The organism is Streptomyces sp. SID10853 (genome assembly GCF_010548145.1).
GTDB lineage: Bacteria > Actinomycetota > Actinomycetes > Streptomycetales > Streptomycetaceae > Streptomyces.
The window spans coordinates 1-18,057 of sequence record NZ_JAAGLN010000144.1 but is presented as its reverse complement, the minus strand read 5'-3'; the positions used below and the strand labels follow the sequence as shown (position 1 = coordinate 18,057).

General features: G+C 70.5%; 18 protein-coding genes and 1 pseudogene. 9 read left to right on the top strand and 10 right to left on the bottom strand.

Annotation, left to right across the window (positions count from 1 at the left end):
- Positions 1-280 precede the first annotated feature (280 nt).
- The 6 genes from G3I19_RS23980 to G3I19_RS23955 all read right to left on the bottom strand — a co-directional run bounded on the left by G3I19_RS23980 (position 281) and on the right by G3I19_RS23955 (position 5,873).
- Positions 281-631: a GntR family transcriptional regulator gene (locus tag G3I19_RS23980; protein ID WP_164265760.1), complete on the bottom strand. Its 351-nt coding sequence runs from the start codon at positions 629-631 to the stop codon at positions 281-283.
- Positions 631-1,569, bottom strand: coding sequence for a DUF1648 domain-containing protein (locus G3I19_RS23975; RefSeq protein WP_239074756.1), 939 nt, complete (start codon positions 1,567-1,569; stop codon positions 631-633). Before G3I19_RS23975 ends, G3I19_RS23980 begins: the two co-directional genes overlap by 1 nt.
- Positions 1,570-1,825: 256 nt before the next feature.
- Positions 1,826-2,251, bottom strand: coding sequence for a DUF6304 family protein (locus G3I19_RS23970; RefSeq protein ID WP_164265759.1), 426 nt, complete (start codon positions 2,249-2,251; stop codon positions 1,826-1,828).
- A gap of 294 nt (positions 2,252-2,545) precedes the next feature.
- Positions 2,546-3,139 carry a GNAT family N-acetyltransferase gene (locus tag G3I19_RS23965; RefSeq protein ID WP_164265758.1) on the bottom strand — a complete coding sequence of 198 codons (594 nt, stop codon included), beginning with the start codon at positions 3,137-3,139 and terminating at the stop codon, positions 2,546-2,548.
- 175 nt (positions 3,140-3,314) lie between these two features.
- Complete coding sequence (locus G3I19_RS23960) at positions 3,315-4,355, bottom strand: family 2 encapsulin nanocompartment cargo protein polyprenyl transferase (protein WP_164265757.1); 1,041 nt, start codon at positions 4,353-4,355, stop codon at positions 3,315-3,317.
- A gap of 111 nt (positions 4,356-4,466) precedes the next feature.
- Positions 4,467-5,873, bottom strand: a complete 1,407-nt coding sequence (locus G3I19_RS23955) for a family 2B encapsulin nanocompartment shell protein (RefSeq protein WP_164265756.1) — start codon at positions 5,871-5,873, stop codon at positions 4,467-4,469.
- A gap of 176 nt (positions 5,874-6,049) precedes the next feature.
- Here G3I19_RS23955 and G3I19_RS23950 point away from each other — a divergent pair, with 176 nt between their 5' ends.
- The 3 genes from G3I19_RS23950 (at position 6,050) to G3I19_RS23940 (ending at position 8,951) form a co-directional block, all read left to right on the top strand.
- A complete protein-coding gene (locus G3I19_RS23950) occupies positions 6,050-6,496 on the top strand; it encodes an Rrf2 family transcriptional regulator (protein ID WP_164265755.1) in 447 nt (148 codons plus the stop codon).
- 216 nt (positions 6,497-6,712) lie between these two features.
- On the top strand, positions 6,713-7,915 hold the full coding sequence (locus G3I19_RS23945; protein ID WP_164265754.1) for a globin domain-containing protein: 1,203 nt from the start codon (positions 6,713-6,715) through the stop codon (positions 7,913-7,915).
- Between the two features lie 100 nt (positions 7,916-8,015).
- Positions 8,016-8,951, top strand: coding sequence for a pyridoxal-phosphate dependent enzyme (locus G3I19_RS23940; protein WP_164265753.1), 936 nt, complete (start codon positions 8,016-8,018; stop codon positions 8,949-8,951).
- Between the two features lie 27 nt (positions 8,952-8,978).
- Here G3I19_RS23940 and G3I19_RS23935 read toward each other — a convergent pair whose 3' ends face one another.
- Positions 8,979-10,577 carry a Na+/H+ antiporter gene (locus G3I19_RS23935; protein WP_164265752.1) on the bottom strand — a complete coding sequence of 533 codons (1,599 nt, stop codon included), beginning with the start codon at positions 10,575-10,577 and terminating at the stop codon, positions 8,979-8,981.
- 44 nt (positions 10,578-10,621) lie between these two features.
- On the opposite strand from G3I19_RS23935, the gene G3I19_RS23930 reads away from it, so the two are divergent.
- The 3 genes from G3I19_RS23930 to G3I19_RS23920 all read left to right on the top strand — a co-directional run bounded on the left by G3I19_RS23930 (position 10,622) and on the right by G3I19_RS23920 (position 12,517).
- Entirely contained in the window at positions 10,622-10,882 is a 261-nt protein-coding gene (locus G3I19_RS23930) for a UBP-type zinc finger domain-containing protein (protein ID WP_164265751.1), read from the top strand.
- Between the two features lie 298 nt (positions 10,883-11,180).
- Positions 11,181-11,594: an anti-sigma regulatory factor gene (locus tag G3I19_RS23925; RefSeq protein ID WP_164265750.1), complete on the top strand. Its 414-nt coding sequence runs from the start codon at positions 11,181-11,183 to the stop codon at positions 11,592-11,594.
- 59 nt (positions 11,595-11,653) lie between these two features.
- Entirely contained in the window at positions 11,654-12,517 is an 864-nt protein-coding gene (locus G3I19_RS23920; protein ID WP_343235190.1) for an RNA polymerase sigma factor SigF, read from the top strand.
- A gap of 30 nt (positions 12,518-12,547) precedes the next feature.
- Here the strand turns inward: G3I19_RS23920 and G3I19_RS23915 are convergent, their stop codons facing one another.
- On the bottom strand, positions 12,548-12,973 hold the full coding sequence (locus G3I19_RS23915; protein WP_164265749.1) for a hypothetical protein: 426 nt from the start codon (positions 12,971-12,973) through the stop codon (positions 12,548-12,550).
- An 82-nt stretch (positions 12,974-13,055) separates the two neighbouring features.
- On the opposite strand from G3I19_RS23915, the gene G3I19_RS23910 reads away from it, so the two are divergent.
- Positions 13,056-14,024, top strand: coding sequence for a diacylglycerol kinase family protein (locus tag G3I19_RS23910; protein ID WP_164265748.1), 969 nt, complete (start codon positions 13,056-13,058; stop codon positions 14,022-14,024).
- 320 nt (positions 14,025-14,344) lie between these two features.
- A complete protein-coding gene (locus G3I19_RS23905; RefSeq protein ID WP_004937597.1) occupies positions 14,345-14,602 on the top strand; it encodes a WhiB family transcriptional regulator in 258 nt (85 codons plus the stop codon).
- Between the two features lie 185 nt (positions 14,603-14,787).
- Here the strand turns inward: G3I19_RS23905 and G3I19_RS23900 are convergent, their stop codons facing one another.
- On the bottom strand, positions 14,788-16,254 hold the full coding sequence (locus G3I19_RS23900) for a PAS domain-containing sensor histidine kinase (protein WP_164265761.1): 1,467 nt from the start codon (positions 16,252-16,254) through the stop codon (positions 14,788-14,790).
- Positions 16,255-16,693: 439 nt separating this feature from the next.
- Here G3I19_RS23900 and nagB point away from each other — a divergent pair, with 439 nt between their 5' ends.
- Positions 16,694-17,479: a glucosamine-6-phosphate deaminase gene (gene nagB, locus G3I19_RS23895; RefSeq protein ID WP_164265747.1), complete on the top strand. Its 786-nt coding sequence runs from the start codon at positions 16,694-16,696 to the stop codon at positions 17,477-17,479.
- Positions 17,480-17,572: 93 nt separating this feature from the next.
- Here the strand turns inward: nagB and G3I19_RS23890 are convergent.
- Positions 17,573-18,057: pseudogene (locus tag G3I19_RS23890) on the bottom strand (glycoside hydrolase family 3 protein); the annotation flags it as partial.

Below are 18,057 nucleotides of genomic sequence, written 5' to 3'. Positions count from 1 at the left end.
GCACCGGTACTCGTCGACGACGTCGCCCGTGTTGCGCAGCCGTAGCCGCACGGTGGCCGTACTGCCGGGGTCCACGGTGGTGGACGCAGGCTCCAGAGAGGTCCAGATGCTCACGCGCCGGACACTACTCAGCGGCATAGTGCCTTGTCACCAGGCGGCAGGGCAGACCTGTTGCCCTGAGCAGCCTCTCCGGATGCCCTTCGAGAGCCGCGCGGACCACCCCCGCCCCTGATTGGCCACCTGCACTGAGACCATCAGGTTCGGTTGTCGGCTCGCAGCCTCACAGCGCCTCGCGTACGAGTGCCAGCACGGCCTCGTCCGTGAGGCCGAGCCCCTTCGCCTCCGCCGCGAGCTCCCGCACCCGTACGAGCAGTCGCGCCCGCGCCTGGGACGGCCCGCCGACTACCACCGCGCCCCTCCCCCGGCGCAGTTCGATCAGGCCCTCCTCGCGCAGCCGCTGGTAACCGCGCAGCACCGTATGGACATTGACGCCGAGCGTGTCCGCGAGGACGCGGGCGGCGGGCAGCCGCTCTCCCGCCGCCACCCGGCCGTCCGCCACGGCGCCCCGGACACTGGCGGCGATCTGGTCCCCCAGCGGGATCGCGGATGACGGGTCGATCCGGAAGAGCATCAGCGGGTCGCCTGCCGCTCGGCCAGGGTGTTGAGCAGCGCGGCGGCGTCGGCGGAGCCGTCGATGGTGACGGCGAAGTCGCGGCCGTTCCTGCGCCGGACCACGATGGCCTCACCCGAGCGGAGGATGAGCCCCGAGCGGCCCGCCCGGACCCGGTAGCCCCAGCCGCCGAAGTCCTTCAGGGCATTGATGTCGCGGCTGGTCGCCTGCTCGATCTCGCCCAGCGGCACCCGGATACGCGGCCAGGGCAGCCGGCCCGTGGAGACGGTGAGGCCCCTGCGGTCCACGGTGACGTACGGCCTGGCGAAGACCATCAGCACCAGGCCCACCGCGACCGGGCCCACGGCGTCCTGCCAGCCGGAGACCGCGAGCAGCACGGCCCCGGTGACGACGACGGCCACCGTGAGCACCAGCAGTGGGCGGGCGCCGGCGTGGCGTGCCCAGCCCGCCGTCTCACCGGCCCCGAGGTCGATCCGCTCGACGGGCCCCTCCGCGGGCGGGGCCGGCAGCGAGGGCGCGAAACGGGCCGTCCACCAACCGGCCCCGCCGGCCACCGCCCCCACCCCGGCACCGATGGCGACCCGCCAGAAGGGGAACACGGCCGGGGTGTGGAGGTTGGCGTACAGGACCTCGGCCATCAGGGCACCGACGATGCCGGCGAGCACCCAGCCCATGACGATCAGGGACCGCACCCCGCGGGCGATCAGCATCCAGAGCACGCCAAGGCCGATCAGCAGGGCGGTGGTGACCAGGACGTACTCCAGGTGGCCCGCGGTGTCGTCCGGGCGGCCGCTGCTGCCGAAGTGGCTGGCCAAGCGGTACGGCAGCCGGTCCCGCAGCCGTATGAAGACCACCAGGTCCACGACGTAGGCCAGCAGGAAGGGCAGCCCGGCGACTGTCGCGCGCCTGATACGGCCGTGCCCCATCGTTTCCCTCATCGATTCCCCCGTGCCTCTCCTGGCGGTTCTTCTGGCGGTTCTTCTGCCGGTTCTGCTGTCGATTCTTCTGCCGATCCCCCTGTCGGATCCGCTGTCGGAACCTCCGACGTTTCTTCAATTGTTCGCATCCAAGTAGAACAATGAGAGGAGAAGGCGTCAAGGGGACGGCAGAACAGTGGCTCCTCACCGGCTTCGAACAGCGCAGTCGGCCGGCCACTGGTGGAGGCCGGCCGACTGCGAACCGCGCAGCCGTGGGCTACACGGCTGCGGCGAAGGGGGCCTGGAGGATCGAGCCGGGCGGGAGTTGTTCCTGGATCAGGGCGACCGCGGCGCCGAAGTCGCCCTGGTCATTGCCCGATACATAGCTCGTGCCGCCGTAGTGCAGCGTGACCCCGAGATCGGTGGCCGGGCGGCGCAGGGCCAACAGGCAACTCAGTGTGGCCTGGTGGGCCGTACTGTCGTCGGCGACAACCGGGAGCGGCATGTCCCACTCCAGGACGCAGTCGCTCAACGGCTCGGCCCCCTCCGGCCCGTCACCCACCGGGGCGAACGAGTCGAACGAATCTCCCGCATAGTCGACTCCCCTGATCCGGGTGCGGAGTTGACGCTCTACTGCGCTGATCACTAGGGCATCTGATCCATGGCTGTCCCGGTACCAGCCGGCCCATGACTGTGGTGTCATGAGCGCGACTGTAGCGCCGTCACCAGCCCGGCGTCACCAAGAGTGATCAAGTCCGGAATTACTGGTTCCTGGTGCACTTGACCCCCGGAATCCCCTTCCTGACGGCCCGACAGGCCCCGCCCGGCCCCGTCCTCCCCTCCCGTGCCACCCGGCGAGCGCACGTACGAGTGCACATACGAGTGACCGGACGCGCCACCGAACGAGTGAGCCACCCGCCCCCGGCCGGGCCGCACCTGCCGTCGCCGCCAGGCCCGTCGGCCGCGGCGACCCGTCGCGGACCGGCCCGCCAGCGGATCAGCCGCGCGGCTCACGCCACATCGGCCACATCCGCGGGCCGTCGGGCAGCTGGACCGCGGTACCCATGAACACGAACCCCAGCCGCTCGTACAGCACTCGGCTGCGCGCGCTGCTGGCCTCCAGATAGGCCGGAATCCCTTCGCGGTCGCAGCGTTCCAGTACGGGAGCCATCAGCTCGGTGCCCAGACCCTCGCCCTGCCGCTCCGGTTTCACCCCGATCATCAGCAGGTAGGCATGCGCCCGGTCGTGCGGATGGACCTCACCCATCAACCTCCCCACCAGCTCGGCCCGTTCATTCTCCGGGTCGGCCGTCTCCCGCATCCGGGCCGGTGTGTCGTCCTCTCCCTCCGGCACACCGGCGGGGATGTCGAGCCAGAGAGCCATCGCCGTGTGGTCCTCGGTGAGGTCGACCCGGCCCTCGGCGAGGGCCACATCGATGAAGACCCCGAGGAACTTGCCGTGCACATCCCTGCGGTGCGCCTCGTCGGGGAACACCCAGGTGCTCACCGGGTCCTGCATGAAGGACTCGTCGAGAAGCCGTACGAGCACCTCGCGGTCCGCCTCGCCCGCCTGTCGTATCGCCACACCCATGGTCCGGTCCCTCTTCTCTCGCCGTTCACGTCGCTCGGCCGATGAATGAACGACTGTCCATCCATAACTCGCTGACGTGATCCTAGAGTTGACAGGACCCGACCATGGGCGGTGCGGTGCGGCGGCTGCGCGGGGTAGTGCGGCTCAGCGGCTGCGCGGAGCGGAGCGGTGCGGCTCAGCGGCTGCGCCGCGTCACATACTCCGCGAGGGAGAGCAGTCCTCCCGCCGCCGCCAGATCGGGGACCGCCCGGGAGAGATGGCCGATGGCTCTGGCCATCCGGTCGGCCGCCTCGGCCTGCGCCCAGTCCCGGCCGCCGGCCCGGTCGACCGCGTCGGCCGCCCGCCTGATGCCGTCCGCGTCGAGCGGGCCGCGGTACAGCTCAGCCAGCTCAGCCCCCGCAGCGGTGCCCGAGCTCAGCGCCGCCACCACCGGCAGCGACTTCTTGTGGGCGGCGAGATCAGCACCGGCCGGTTTCCCGGTGTGGGACGGCTCGCCCCAGATGCCGATCAGATCGTCGATCAGCTGAAAGGCGAGCCCGGCCTCCCGGCCGAACGCGTCCATCGCCGCCGCCTCTTCCGGCCCCGCGCCCGAGTAGAGCGCGCCCATCGCGCAGGCACAGCCGAGCAGCGCGCCTGTCTTGGCCTCGGCCATGGTCAGGCACTCGTCGAGGGAGACCTCTGTGCGGGCCTCGAAGGCGCAGTCCGCCTGCTGGCCCGCGCAGAGCTCGATGACACAGGCGGCGAGCCGCCCGGCGGCAGCCTGCGCCGCGGGATGGGGGTCATCGGCGAGCAGCCGCAGGGCCAGTGCCTGCATCGCGTCCCCGGCTATGATCGCGTCGGGTATGCCGAAGACCGTCCAGGCGGTCGCCCGGTGCCTCCGGGTGGCGTCCCGGTCGATGACGTCGTCGTGCAGCAGCGTGAAGTTGTGCACCAACTCCACTGCGGTGGCTGCCCGTACCGCCTGCCGCAGGTCTCCGTTCAGCGCCTGGACCGCGGCGAGGACCAGCGCGGGTCTGATCGCCTTCCCCGCCTGTTCCGCGGCCGGCGAGCCGTCCGGCTGCTCCCAGCCGAAGTGGTACATCCCGATGTTCCGCATGGGGCCTGGCAGGGACTCCAGCGCGGAGCGGAGTTCCGGGTCGACGACGGTGCGGGTGCGTTCCAGGAGCGCTGCGGCCTCATGTCCCTCGGTCGCGGCGTCCGTTCTGGTCATGGTCATGGTCACTTCCTCTGCGGCGTGCGTACGGCGTGGTCGCCATGGACGCCCCGGACGCGCCGGTCCCCGCGGCAGCCTGACCGCCGTCCGGGCCCGCCCGTCCGGGACGCCACCTCACCGCCAGCGGCTGACTTCGACGTTCTCCAGCACGCCGAGCGCGTCCGGCACCAGGACAGCCGCGGAGTAGTAGGCCGTCACCAGATAGGAGATGATCGCCTTCTCGTCGATCCCCATGAAGCGGACCGACAGGCTGGGCTCGATCTCGTCGGGGATGCCGCTCTGCTGGAGCCCGATGACGCCCTGTTCGGCCTCTCCGGTCCTCATGCAGATGATCGACGTGGTGCGGGCGTCACTGACCGGGATCTTGTTGCACGGGAAGATCGGCACCCCGCGCCAGGCCGGCACATGCTGGCCGCCGACATCGACACTCTCCGGCACCAGACCACGCTTGTTGCACTCGCGGCCGAACGCGGCGATGGCCTTCGGGTGCGCGATGAAGAGCTTCGATCCGCGCCGGCGCGACAGCAGTTCGTCCATGTCGTCCGGGCTCGGCACCCCGTCGTGCGGCTGCAGCCGCTGGCCGTAGTCGCAGTTGTTGAGCAGGCCGAACTCGCGGTTGTTGACCAGTTCGTGCTCCTGGCGCTCACGCAGCGCCTCGACGGTCAGCCGCAACTGGTGCTCGGTCTGGTTCATCGGCTGGTTGTAGAGATCGGCGACCCTGCTGTGGACCTTCAGCACGGTCTGGGCGACGCTCAGTTCGTACTCGCGGGGCGCGCCCTCGTAGTCGACGTATGTGTTCGGCACGAGCGCCTCGCCGCTGTGGCCCGCCGAGAGGTCGATGGCCGCTTCGCCGTAACTGTTCGTGCGCTGTGCGGGCAGCGAGGCCACCCCTGCGAGATGCTGCCGCAGCGAATCGGCGCGCTCCGCGAGGTTCAGCACATCCGCCCTGGTCAACTCCAGTGCGACGCACGCGGTGTCGGCGCGGGCCGTGTACTCCCAGGTGGCCCCCTCGTCCAGCAGTGCCTGATCTCCGAAGTACGCCCCGTCGGCCAGCGATCCCAGGACGGTCTCGTCCCCGTATGGCCCTGTGCCGATCTTCTGCACCCTGCCGTGGGCCAGCAGGAACACCCGGTCCGCCGTGTCACCCGCGGCGGCCAGCACATCGCCCTCCGCGAACTCCCGCTGGGTGCAACGCTGCGCCAGCTCGGTCAGGGCCGCCTCGTCCGCGTAGTCCCGCAGGGCCGGCAGCTCACCCAGCTCGGCCGGGATCACCTGCACGCGGTCGCCGGTCTGGACAAACGTCACCCGGCCGTCACCGACCGAGTAACTCAGCCGCCGGTTCACCCGGTACGTACCACCCTGTACCTGGACCCACGGAAGCATCTTCAGCAGCCACCGTGAGGTGATCTCCTGCATCTGCGGCGCGGACTTGGTGGTCGTTGCGAGGTTCCGCGCAGCTGCCGTGCCAAGACTCTGCTGCGGCGGTGCCTGCGTGTCGCGAACCTCTTCACCAACGGACATCTGTCGTCCTCTCGATCATCGACTGACGTGCGTGAAGAGCCTTTCAGCGGAGACCGGCGGCGCGCCATTACACAAAAGGGTGTGACTAATCGGGCTCTGGGGTGGGCACGTTGTCGTTCGTTGTCCAGGACGATCAGAACTTGCATCTTTTGTGCAAGTTATCTAGCGTGACGCCCATGCGGCTGACCAGATTCACCGACGTGGCACTGCGCGTACTGATGCGCCTCGCCGTCACGGAGGAAGGCGAGGCGCCGGCCACCAAGGAGGTCGCGGCGGCCATGCGGGTGCCGTACAGCCACGCGGCGAAGATCGTCGCCCGCCTCCAGCACCTCGGCCTGGTCGAGGCGCGCCGGGGCCGCGGCGGCGGGCTCAGCCTCACCGGAGCGGGCCGCTCCGCCTCCGTGGGCGGACTCGTCCGCGAACTCGAAGGTCCCGGCGATGTCGTGGAGTGCGAGGGCTCCACCCCGTGCCCGCTCCGCTCGGACTGCCTGCTGCGCGGCGCCCTGCGCCGGGCGCAGGAGGCGTTCTACGTGTCACTGGACCCGCTCACGGTCACCGACCTGGTCGCCTCCCCGACCGGCCCCCTCCTGATCGGCATAGGCAGCCACCCCGACGGCAGCTGACCGAGGCGCCCCCCCTGCTCCCTCTGCCCCCCGGCGCCACGCGCACAGCCCCACACCACACCCGCGCCACGCCCGCACCGGACCCGGTCAGCACCACCAAGTCCCGCAGCCCGCACCCCTCCCAGCCCCGCCCCCTTCACAGCGCCGCACCCCTCGCAGCCCCGCACGCCCGAAAATACGCATCTCATATACCAGTTCAAGAGCCAGGAGTCACCGATGCTCAGCGAGCCGTCGACCCATATCGTCCGAGCCACCCTCCCCGCCGTCGGCGCCGCCATCGAGGACATCACCGGGCTCTTCTACCGCAAGCTGTTCGACGCCCACCCCGACCTGCTGCGCGATCTCTTCAACCGCGGCAACCAGGCATCCGGAGCCCAGCGACAGGCCCTCGCCGGTTCCATCGCCGCCTTCGCCGCCCGGCTGGTGGAGGCCCCGGACACCCGCCCGGACGTCATGCTCGGCCGTATCGCCCACAAACACGCCTCGCTCGGGATCACGCCCGCCCAGTACGACATCGTGCACACTCACCTCTTCGCCGCCATCGCCGAAGTCCTGGGCGACGCGGTCACCCCGGAGGTCGCCGCCGCCTGGGACGAGGTCTACTGGCTGATGGCCAACGCCCTGACCGCTCTGGAGGCCCGGCTGTACGCGGAGCGTGAGGTCGCCGCCGGGGACGTCTGGCACACCTGGGAAGTGGTGTCCAGGACCGAGGAGACCGCCGACACCGCCACCTTCAGGCTCCGCCCCGCCGACGGCTCGCCCGCCCCGCACTTCCGGCCCGGCCAGTACGTGTCCGTCCAGGTCCCGCTCCCCGATGGCGCCCGCCAGATCCGGCAGTACAGCCTCTCCGGCGCACCCGGCGGCCGGCTCCACTCGATCACCGTGAAGCGCGTGCACGACGACGCCGCCCCTGACGGCGAGGTCTCGCACCACCTGCACACGCGGGTGCGGACCGGCGACCTGCTCCAGGTCTCCCTCCCGTACGGCGATCTCGTCATCGGCCCGGACGCGGCGGGCGCCCCGCTCCTGCTCGCGTCGGCCGGGATCGGCTGCACCCCGATGCTCGCGATGCTCGAACACCTCGCGGACACCGGGCACCCCGCCCAGGTCACCGTCGTGCACGGCGACCGCACCCCTGCCGACCACGCCCTGCGCGCCGAACACGCCCTCCTCACCGAGAAGCTGCCGGACGCCGCCGCACACTTCTGGTACGAGCACCCGGCGCCCGGTCATCCGGCCGACCGCACCGGCCGCGTCGACCTGAGCGGGCTGCCCGTGCCGCCGGGAACCCGCGCCTACCTCTGCGGGCCGCTGCCCTTCATGCGCTCCGTCCGCGCCCAGCTGCTGGCCTGCGGCGTACGGGCCGCGGACATCCACTACGAGGTGTTCGGCCCGGACCTCTGGCTCGCCGAGGGCTGAGATACCGGATGCGGGAACGGGGCCCTGCGGGATGGCGGATGGGGGATGCGGGATGGGGGAGGCCGCGGCGCACCGGACGCCGGGGACGGACAATGGACCCATGCCCCCTGCAGTCCACGGCCCCGGCCAGGTTCCCGCCCCCGGCCAGGACCCCGGCTTCGGCCCCGGCCGGCTGCGCCCGCTCCTGCCGTCGCCGCTGGAACCGCTCGACGACGAGCGCTTCACCCGGCACGGCGTACAGCTGCTGCTCAAACGTGACGACCTCATCCATCCGGATCTGCCGGGCAACAAATGGCGGAAACTCGCGCCCAACCTGACGGCCGCGGCCGGGCGGACCGTCCTGACGTTCGGCGGCGCGTACTCCAACCATCTGCGGGCCACCGCCGCCGCCGGCCGGCTGCTCGGCTTCCCGACCATCGGCGTCGTACGCGGGGACGAGCTGGCCCACCGCCCGCTCAACCCCTCCCTCGCACAGTGCGCGGCCGACGGCATGCGGCTGTACTTCGTCGACCGCCGGGCCTACCGCGCCAAAGCCCTGCCGGCCGGTCTCGACACCACCGGGATGTACGTCGTCCCCGAGGGCGGCAGCAATACCGCGGCCGTACACGGCTGCCGCACGCTCGGCCGGGAACTGCACGGGCTCGCCGACACCGTCGCGGTGGCCGTCGGCACCGGCGGCACGCTCGCCGGTCTCGCGGCCGGCCTCACCGACGGCCAGCGCGCCGTCGGCATCCCCGTCCTCAGGGGCGGCTTCCTCACCGCCGACGTCGCGTCGCTCCAGCAGGCCGCCTTCGGAGCGCGGACCGGTGACTGGCGGCTCGACGACCGCTTCCACTTCGGTGGATACGCGCGCACGGCGCCGGAGCTCGAAGCCTTCGCCGCCGGGTTCGAGGAGCTGCACCGCATCCCGGTCGAACGCGTCTACGTGGCGAAGATGCTGTACGGGCTGGCGCGGCTGGCCGCCGACGGAGCCTTCCCGCCGGGCACCCGGGTGGCCGCCGTCATCACCGGCCGGCCCGCCACCGCACCGGGGTAGTCGCCGCGACGCACCACGTCATCGGAGTCAGTCCCCCTCCTCCTCGCGGTAGGCCGCAGCCTCCTCCAGGTCGAGCCTGCGCAGCAGCGTCCTGAGCAGCTCGTCGTCGATACGCCGCCGGTCGCGCAGCTCGACGAAGACGGAGCGCTCGGCGCCGATCATCGCCCGTGCGAGCCGCCGGTAGGTGTCGTCGGCGCTCTCGCCCGTGTGCTCGTTCACCGTGCCGAGCCGCTCCCAGACCGCGTTCCTGCGCCGCGCCATCACGGTGCGCAACCGGTCGGCGAGCGGCTCGGGGAGCTCGTTGTCCTCGTCGGCGAGCATCGAGTTCAGCAGTCTCTCGGCCGCCTGCGACGCCTCGTTCTGCGCCTGGGCCTCGGCGAGCGTCTCGGCGTGTGTGTCCCGGCCCGGGATCCTCAGCAGCCGGATCAGCGGCGGCAGGGAAAGACCCTGGACGACCAGGGTGGCGATCACCGTCGTGAAGGTCAGGAAGAGCACCAGATTCCGCGCGGGGAACGGAGCGCCGTGTGCGGTCAGCGGGATCGAGAAGGCGATGGCGAGCGAGACCACACCGCGCATTCCGGCCCAGCCGACGACGACCGGCGCGGTCCAGTCCGTATCGGGTTCGCGTTCCCTGATCCTGTTGGAGATCACCCGCGGCAGGAAAGTGGCCGGAAAGACCCAGACGAAGCGCACCACCACGACCACGACGAAAACAGCGGCCGCATACCAGGCGGCCTCCCCTCCCCCGTAAGTGCCGAGTCCGCGCAGCACAAAGGGCAATTGCAGTCCGATCAGCGCGAAGACCGTCGATTCCAGAATGAAGGAGACCATTTTCCAAACGGCCTCCTCCTGCAGCCTGGTGGCGAAGTCGACCTGCCAGGAACGGTGTCCGAGATAGAGCGCGACGACGACCACGGCGAGCACCCCCGAAGCGTGCACCCGCTCCGCCGCCGCATAGGCGACGAAGGGAATGAGCAGCGAGAGGGTGTTCTGCAGCAGCGCTTCCCTGAGGTGCGTACGCAGCCAGTGCAGCGGCACCATCAGGACCAGGCCGACACCGATTCCGCCGACCGACGCCAGTGCGAATTCACCGAGCCCATCCGCCCAGGAGACCCCGGCGCCCACCGCGGCCGCCAGCGCCACCTTGTAGGCGGTGATCGCGGTCGCGTCGTTGACGAGCGATTCGCCCTGGAGGACCGTCGTGAGCCGGGAGGGCAGCCCGAGGCGCCGGGCGATGGCCGTGGCCGCCACCGCGTCGGGCGGCGCGATCACCGCGCCGAGGACCAGGGCGGCGGTGAGCGGCAGATCCGGCACGATCAGATAGGCGAGCCAGCCCACCACGACGGTCGCGAAGAGCACATAGCCGACCGAGAGCAGCGCGACGGGCCGCAGATTGGCCCGCAGATCCAGGTACGAGGAGTCGACGGCCGCCGTGTAGAGCAGCGGCGGCAGCACCAGCGGCAGGACGACACCCGGGTCCAGGGTGTACTCGGGCACCCCCGGCAGATACGCGGCGCCGAGCCCGACGGCGACCAGCAGCAGCGGCGCCGCCACCGGTGTCCGGCGTGCGACGCCCGCCACCGCCGCGCTGCCCGCCACCAGTGCCACCAGCGGCAATGCGTCCATGGGTCTCCCCGCCCTCGGTCCAGGTCCGTCGTAACCTGGCAATCATGAGCGAGTGCCAGCATGTTGCAGAACTGCCGCGCCCCGAGCCGGCCCCGTTGAGCGACACCTGTCCCGAGTGCCTGGCGATCGGGAGCCATCCCGTACAGCTGCGCCTCTGCCTGGCCTGCGGGCATGTGGGCTGCTGCGACTCGTCCCCGTACCAGCACGCCACCGGGCACTTCGAGGAGACCGGGCACGCGGTGATGCGGAGCTTCGAGCCCGGAGAGAGCTGGCGGTGGTGCTTTGTCGACGGTTCGATCGTCTGAGCTCTGGGTACGTCAACCGTTCGCTGCGTCTTTCCAGTTGGCCGAAGCATCCCGGGAACCCCGCGGAGCCGCCGGACATTCCGGAGAATCACAGCGCCACAATCGGATGTGCACACCCCTGGCGACCGTATGTACTCATGGGCTTACCATGAGTGACAGTCGTGGGGTGGGGGTCCTGGCGACAGGGAACCTTGGATCGCGATAGCGTCACGGCGTCAGGAAGCGACCATGTCACGCACGGTTGCGGGAGCAGTATTTCCCCGACCATGAACGAGCTTGTGCCACCTTGGAGGTGAGGGTGTCCCAGATCGCAGGCGAGCCCGGGACCCAGGACTTCGTGGAAGTCCGGCTGCCCGCTGCGGGTGCCTACCTGTCGGTGCTGCGTACGGCCACGGCCGGCCTCGCAGCACGCTTGGACTTCACGCTCGACGAGATCGAGGATCTGCGCATCGCGGTCGACGAAGCCTGCGCGATCCTGCTTCAGCAGGCCGTGCCGGGCTCCGTACTGAGCTGCGTCTTCCGCCTCATCGAGGACTCCCTCGAAGTGACGGTGTCCGCGCCCACCACGGACGGCCGTGCACCGGAGCGCGACACCTTCGCCTGGACGGTGCTCTCGGCACTCGCGGGCAAGGTCGAGTCGACGGTGGCCGATGACCGTACGGTCAGCATCAGTCTGTACAAACAGCGCGGCGCTGGACCTGGACCGGCGTGAACGGGGACGGACCGGTGCGGGACGACGAGCGCAGCGCGCGGGCGCTGGGCACGGGGGACATCCCGGAGCAACAGGCCCGGCCGCATCCGGTGGAAGGTCTTTTGGAGTCGGCGGATCAGGCGGGCCTCATGAGCGAGCAGCACCACGAGCACCACGAGCAGCACAACCCGCGGGACCGCAGCGGGGCGCGGGCGCTCTTCATCGAGCTGCGCGAGCTCCCGGACGGCTCGCCCCAGAAGGCCGAACTGCGCAACAGGCTGGTGCGGATGCATCTGCCGCTGGTCGAACATCTGGCCCGCCGCTTCCGCAACCGCGGGGAGCCGCTGGACGACCTGACGCAGGTCGCCACGATCGGTCTGATCAAGTCGGTGGACCGGTTCGACCCGGACCGCGGGGTGGAGTTCTCCACGTACGCGACACCGACGGTCGTCGGCGAGATCAAGCGGCACTTCCGCGACAAGGGCTGGGCGGTCCGGGTGCCGCGCCGCCTCCAGGAGCTGCGGCTGTCGCTGACCACGGCCACGGCCGAGCTCTCCCAGCAGCACGGCCGGGCGCCCACGGTCCATGAGCTGGCGGAGCGGCTCGGCATCTCGGAGGAAGAGGTCCTGGAGGGCCTGGAATCCGCGAACGCGTACTCGACGCTCTCGCTGGACGTTCCCGACACGGACGACGAGTCGCCGGCGGTGGCGGACACCCTGGGCTCGGAGGACGAGGCGCTGGAAGGCGTCGAGTACCGGGAGTCACTCAAGCCTCTGCTGGAGGATCTGCCGCCACGGGAAAAGCGGATCCTGCTGCTCCGGTTCTTCGGGAACATGACCCAGTCGCAGATCGCCCAGGAAGTGGGGATCTCGCAGATGCATGTCTCACGGCTGCTCGCCAGGACACTGGCGCAGCTGCGGGAACGCCTGCTGGTCGAGGAGTAGACGGAAGCCGGGGGGCTGGGGCAGTGCGGCTCAGGCCCCCCGTGCGCTCCTGATACCGAGCGCCTCGGCCGTCGTCGGGTTCACCAGCAGGACGAGCGCCACCAGGGCCACCACCGCGAGCACCACACCCGCGGGAATCAGCACACCCTGCGCCGAGAGCAGCGTCCAGGCCACGGGCAGCGCGATGATCTGGGTGACGATCGCGGGGCCCCGGCTCCAGCTGCGGCGGAGCAGCAGTCCGCGGGCCGCGAGCAGCGGGATCAGGGCGAGCACGATCAGCGTCAGACCGGCCAGGACCGACTGCTCGGGGCTGTCGCCGTCGGCGAACACACCCTTGCCGATCACATACAGTCCCCCGGCGGCCATCGCCGCACCCTCCAGCGCGGCCAGCGCCGCGGCGGCGGTCAGACGGGCGGGGCGGGGTCCGCTGGGCTCTGCGGTCTGGTCGGTACTCACCCCTGCAGAGTAGCGGGCGCCCCGGGGCCCGGATCGAGGCCGGGGCTGGGCCCGGTACCAAGCGGTAGGTAATCTTCTGGTCATGCGCGCACTCCTCGTGGTCAATCCGGCAGCAACCACCACCAGTGCCCGCACTCGTGACGTACTGCTCCACGCCCTGGCCAGCGAGATGAAGCTGGAGGCCGTCACGACCGAGTACCGCGGGCACGCCCGCGACCTGGGCAGACGGGCCGCGGAGAGCGACGACATCGACCTCGTGGTCGCCCTCGGCGGCGACGGCACGGTCAACGAGGTGGTCAACGGACTGCTCCATCACGGCCCCGATCCCGACAGACTGCCCGGCCTGGCGGTCGTCCCCGGCGGCTCCACCAATGTCTTCGCCCGTGCGCTCGGCCTGCCCAATGACGCGGTGGAGGCGACCGGCGCCCTCCTGGACGCGCTGCGTGAGCGCCGCGAGCGGACGGTCGGCCTGGGTCTGGCGGCCGGCACTCCGGGCACCGCGGACGAGGGGGTGCCCGCGCGCTGGTTCACGTTCTGTGCCGGTCTCGGTTTCGACGCGGGTGTCGTCGGCCGGGTCGAACAGCAGCGGGAACGCGGAAAGCGGTCCACGCACGCGCTCTATGTGCGTCAGGTGGTCCGCCAGTTCCTCGACGAGCCGAGCCGCAGGCATGGCGCGATCACCCTGGAACGCCCCGGGGAGGACCCGGTCACGGACCTCGTGATGTCCATAATCTGCAACACGTCTCCCTATACCTACCTGGGCAATCGCCCGATGTACGCCTCCCCCGAGGCGTCCTTCGACACCGCGCTCGATGTGCTGGGACTGTCGAAAATGTCACCCGCTCATGTGACGCGTTTCGCTACTCAATTGCTCACTTCGACGCCCGAGCGGGGCCCCCACGGAAAGCACGCGGTTTCGCTGCACGATCTGACGGACTTCTCCTTGCATTCCAAGGTCCGACTCCCCTTTCAGATGGACGGCGACCACCTGGGGCTGCGTACCAGCGTGACGTTCACAGGCGTACGCCGTGCACTGCGTGTGATTGTGTGAGTGGAAGGGGCCAAAGTCCTTTAACTCGAACGTTTGGGCTGGGATCCACCCCATGGAAGTACGGCTGTGACCTAGCCGACACCGAGGAATCAAAAAAAACTTTCCAGAAGGGGTTGTATCCGCCGCCGAGGTTTGCGAATCTCTACATGGCGCTCGGGACGGCCCGCAACACCGGCCTCCCTGAAAGCCAGAACCCCTCCTCAACACACAGGACCGCAACCAGGTCATCTGGCAGTCGGCCCTTCACTTGCGGGGGGATTCGTGAAAGCGTTCACATTCACAAGCAACCTGCACGCAACACCCTAAGAGAGGTAGCAGCCATGGACTGGCGTCACAACGCCGTTTGTCGTGAGGAAGACCCGGAGCTGTTCTTCCCCATCGGCAACACCGGTCCCGCGCTGCTGCAGATCGAGGAAGCCAAGGCCGTCTGCCGCCGCTGCCCCGTCATGGAGCAGTGCCTGCAGTGGGCGCTCGAGTCCGGCCAGGACTCCGGCGTCTGGGGTGGCCTCAGTGAGGACGAGCGCCGCGCGATGAAGCGCCGTGCCGCTCGCAACCGGGCGCGTAACGCGACCGCCTGACCACCCTGTTCACGAGCTTGAGCCAGGCGGCGCGCGTACAGCGAGTACGCACCACCGTCGCCCCCGAAACGCAGCGCGCAGTACCCCCGATGCGCACGCAATAAGAGATACACAGCGATGAGCCCCGGACCACTTCGGTCCGGGGCTCATCGCTGTGTCCGTGGGCTTCCTTGTTCGGACTGGGGCTACGTGTCGGCCGGTACCGGTATGTCGAGCACCACCTGGGTGCCGCGCGCCGGAGCCGGGACCATGTCGAAGGAGCCGCCCAACTCCCCCTCCACCAGCGTCCGTACGATCTGCAGCCCCAGATTCCCCGCCGTCTGCGCGTCGAAGCCCTCGGGCAGTCCGCGCCCGTCGTCCCGCACCGTGATGAGCAGCCTGGCGTCCTCGCGCATCCCGCCACGGACGGCGGAGACCTCGACGGTGCCCAGCTCGCCCGGCCCGAAGGCGTGCTCCAGGGCGTTCTGCAGGACCTCAGTCAGCACCATGGCGAGCGGGGTGGCGACCTCGGCGTCCAGGATGCCGAAGCGGCCCGTACGGCGGCAGTCGACCTTGCCGGGTGAGATCTCGGACACCATCGCGATGACCCGGTCGGCGATCTCGTCGAACTCGACGCGCTCGTCCAGGTTCTGCGAGAGCGTCTCGTGCACGATCGCGATGGAACCGACCCGCCGCACCGCCTCGTTGAGCGCTTCCCTGCCGCGGTCCGAGTCCATCCGCCTGGCCTGCAGACGCAGAAGTGCCGCCACCGTCTGGAGGTTGTTCTTCACCCGGTGGTGGATCTCCCGGATGGTGGCGTCCTTGGTGATCAACTCTCGCTCGCGGCGGCGCAGTTCCGTGACGTCGCGCAGCAGTACCAGCGAGCCGATCCGGGTGCCCTTCGGGGAGAGCGGGATGGCGCGGAGCTGGATGACCCCGTCGTTCCCCTCGACCTCGGTCTCCCTCGGCGCGTAGCCGCTGGCCAGTTTGACCATGGCCTCGTCGACCGGGCCGCGGGACGGGGCGAGGTCGGTGGTCAGCTGGCCGAGGTGCTGGCCCACCAGGTCGGACGCGAGCCCGAGGCGGTGGTAGGCGGAGAGGCCGTTGGGGCTCGCGTAGAGCACCACACCGTCCGCGTCGAGGCGGATCATCCCGTCCCCGACCCGGGGGGACGCGTCCATGTCGACCTGCTGGCCGGGGAAGGGGAACGACCCCGCGGCGATCATCTGGGCCAGGTCGGAAGCCGACTGGAGATAGGTGAGTTCGAGGCGCGACGGGGTGCGCACGGTGAGCAGATTGGTGTTGCGGGCGATCACCCCGAGCACCCGCCCCTCCCGGCGTACGGGAATGGACTCGACCCGCACCGGCACCTCCTCGCGCCACTCCGGGTCGCCCTCGCGCACGATGCGCCCCTCGTCGAGCGCGGCGTCGAGCAGCGGACGCCGGCCGCGCGGAACGAGGTGGCCGACCATGTCGTCCTGGTAGGAGGTGGGGCCGGTGTTCGGCCGCATCTGCGCCACGGAGACATAGCGGGTGCCGTCGCGGGTGGGCACCCACAGCACCAGGTCGGCGAAGGACAGGTCGGAGAGCAGCTGCCACTCCGAAACCAGCAGGTGCAGCCACTCGAGGTCGGTGTCGCTCAGAGCGGTGTGCTGGCGTACGAGATCGTTCATGGAGGGCACGTGAGTGAGCGTACCCGCCGGATTCTTTCTGTCGTACGCATGGACAGCGGCGAATGGTCTAGTCCACAATGTGCGTGCAAAGACTTCCACTCTCCCCGCACAGGAGAGTGGAGACGAGGTACGCGGCGCTCTCTGCCCTGACTGCGCCAAGTCCTCCCCACGGCCGCCGGGAACCGCACACCTGACGGCCGATGCAGCTGAGGGCTGCGGTGCCGTACGGCCGGGCCGAGGGTCCCGACCGGACCGGCGCCGCGGCCCGCAGTCGTTTCCGGGGGCGTGTCCGCGCCCCCCGCGCCCAGCGCTCGACCCGCATGCGGTCCGCGCGCCTTCGGCCGACCATGGGATGAGGGGGAACCGCCGACCGGAGAGGCGTGCTCTGCTAGATTGGTCTATACCACATCTCCGCACTCTCCAGATCGGCAGGCTCAGCGTGGAAGTTGTCATCGTCCCGGACGCCAAGGCAGGCGGCGAAGCCATCGCGGAGGCCATGGCCGGCCTGCTGCGGCGCAAGCCCGACGCTCTGCTCGGTGTCGCCACCGGATCGACCCCGCTGCCCGTCTACCAGGCACTGGTCGCCAAGGTGGCCGCGCGGGCCGTCGACGCGGGGCGGGCCCGGATCTGCCAGCTCGACGAGTACGTGGGGCTGCCGGCCGGGCACCCCGAGTCGTACCGCTCGGTGGTGCTGCGTGAGGTCGTCGAACCGCTCGGGCTGACCGAAGCCTCCTTCATGGGTCCCGACGGATCGGCCGAGGACATCCCGGCCGCCTGCGCCGCGTACGACAGGGCGCTCGCCGAGGCCGGCGGGGTCGACCTGCAGCTCCTGGGGATCGGCACCGACGGGCACATAGGTTTCAACGAGCCCTGCTCCTCACTGGCCTCCCGTACCCGCATCAAGACGCTCACCGAGCAGACCCGGGTCGACAACGCACGGTTCTTCGACGGTGACATCGACCAGGTGCCGCACCACGTCATCACCCAGGGCATCGGGACGATCCTGGAGGCCCGGCACGTGGTGCTGCTCGCCACCGGCGAGGGCAAGGCCGAGGCCGTGGCGCAGACCGTCGAGGGGCCGGTGGCCGCCGTCGTCCCCGCCTCCGCGCTCCAGCTGCACCCGCACGCCACGGTCGTCGTGGACGAGGCGGCCGCGTCCAAGCTGAAGCTGGCCGACTACTTCCGCGCCACGTACGCATCCAAGCCCGAGTGGCAGGGGCTGTAGGAGCGGTACGGAGAACGGAGGAGGGCCGGGCACCCCGCGGGTGTCCGGCCCTCGCCCTGTGTTCGGCCCTCGCCCTGTGTTCGGTCCGGTGGGTTACCGCCCGCCCGCGCCCGTGATGAACTCGGCCGCCGCGCGCCCGCAGACCCGGGCGGCGCCGTGCGTCGCCAGATACAGCGCGCCGCGCGGCTGAGCCCGCGGGACCCCCATCTCGACCACGACGGTGTCGGGCCTGGCCGCGAGCAGCGCGTCCAGCGCGTCCGTCATCCACGGGTGGCGGTGGGCGTCGCGGACGACCGCGACGATCGTGCGCTCCCCCGCCGCCGAGAGCACATCGGCGGGTGCGCTGTCCGCGCCGTACCCGCCGGTCCCGGTGCCGGGCAGCAGCGCGGCCAGTTCGGCGGCGATACCCCACGGGGTCTCGTCGCCGACGGCGATGTTCGCCCCCGGTGTGAAGGCGGCGACAGACGGCGCGGTGGTCAGCGGCCGGTGGTCGGACGGGGTGGCCCGGAGCGCCCTGCGGGCCGCGACGAGCCCGATATCGGTGCCGGGCGCGGTCCCCTCCTGCGACGCCGCGCCCG

Coding starts and splice junctions, on each gene's coding strand:
- G3I19_RS23980 (WP_164265760.1), bottom strand. CDS start 631: ATGCTCTTCCGGATCGACCCGTCATCCGCGATCCCGCTGGGGGACCAG.
- G3I19_RS23975 (WP_239074756.1), bottom strand. CDS start 1,569: ATGAGGGAAACGATGGGGCACGGCCGTATCAGGCGCGCGACAGTCGCC.
- G3I19_RS23970 (WP_164265759.1), bottom strand. CDS start 2,251: ATGACACCACAGTCATGGGCCGGCTGGTACCGGGACAGCCATGGATCA.
- G3I19_RS23965 (WP_164265758.1), bottom strand. CDS start 3,139: ATGGGTGTGGCGATACGACAGGCGGGCGAGGCGGACCGCGAGGTGCTC.
- G3I19_RS23960 (WP_164265757.1), bottom strand. CDS start 4,355: ATGACCATGACCAGAACGGACGCCGCGACCGAGGGACATGAGGCCGCA.
- G3I19_RS23955 (WP_164265756.1), bottom strand. CDS start 5,873: ATGTCCGTTGGTGAAGAGGTTCGCGACACGCAGGCACCGCCGCAGCAG.
- G3I19_RS23950 (WP_164265755.1), top strand. CDS start 6,050: ATGCGGCTGACCAGATTCACCGACGTGGCACTGCGCGTACTGATGCGC.
- G3I19_RS23945 (WP_164265754.1), top strand. CDS start 6,713: ATGCTCAGCGAGCCGTCGACCCATATCGTCCGAGCCACCCTCCCCGCC.
- G3I19_RS23940 (WP_164265753.1), top strand. CDS start 8,016: ATGCCCCCTGCAGTCCACGGCCCCGGCCAGGTTCCCGCCCCCGGCCAG.
- G3I19_RS23935 (WP_164265752.1), bottom strand. CDS start 10,577: ATGGACGCATTGCCGCTGGTGGCACTGGTGGCGGGCAGCGCGGCGGTG.
- G3I19_RS23930 (WP_164265751.1), top strand. CDS start 10,622: ATGAGCGAGTGCCAGCATGTTGCAGAACTGCCGCGCCCCGAGCCGGCC.
- G3I19_RS23910 (WP_164265748.1), top strand. CDS start 13,056: ATGCGCGCACTCCTCGTGGTCAATCCGGCAGCAACCACCACCAGTGCC.
- G3I19_RS23905 (WP_004937597.1), top strand. CDS start 14,345: ATGGACTGGCGTCACAACGCCGTTTGTCGTGAGGAAGACCCGGAGCTG.
- G3I19_RS23900 (WP_164265761.1), bottom strand. CDS start 16,254: ATGAACGATCTCGTACGCCAGCACACCGCTCTGAGCGACACCGACCTC.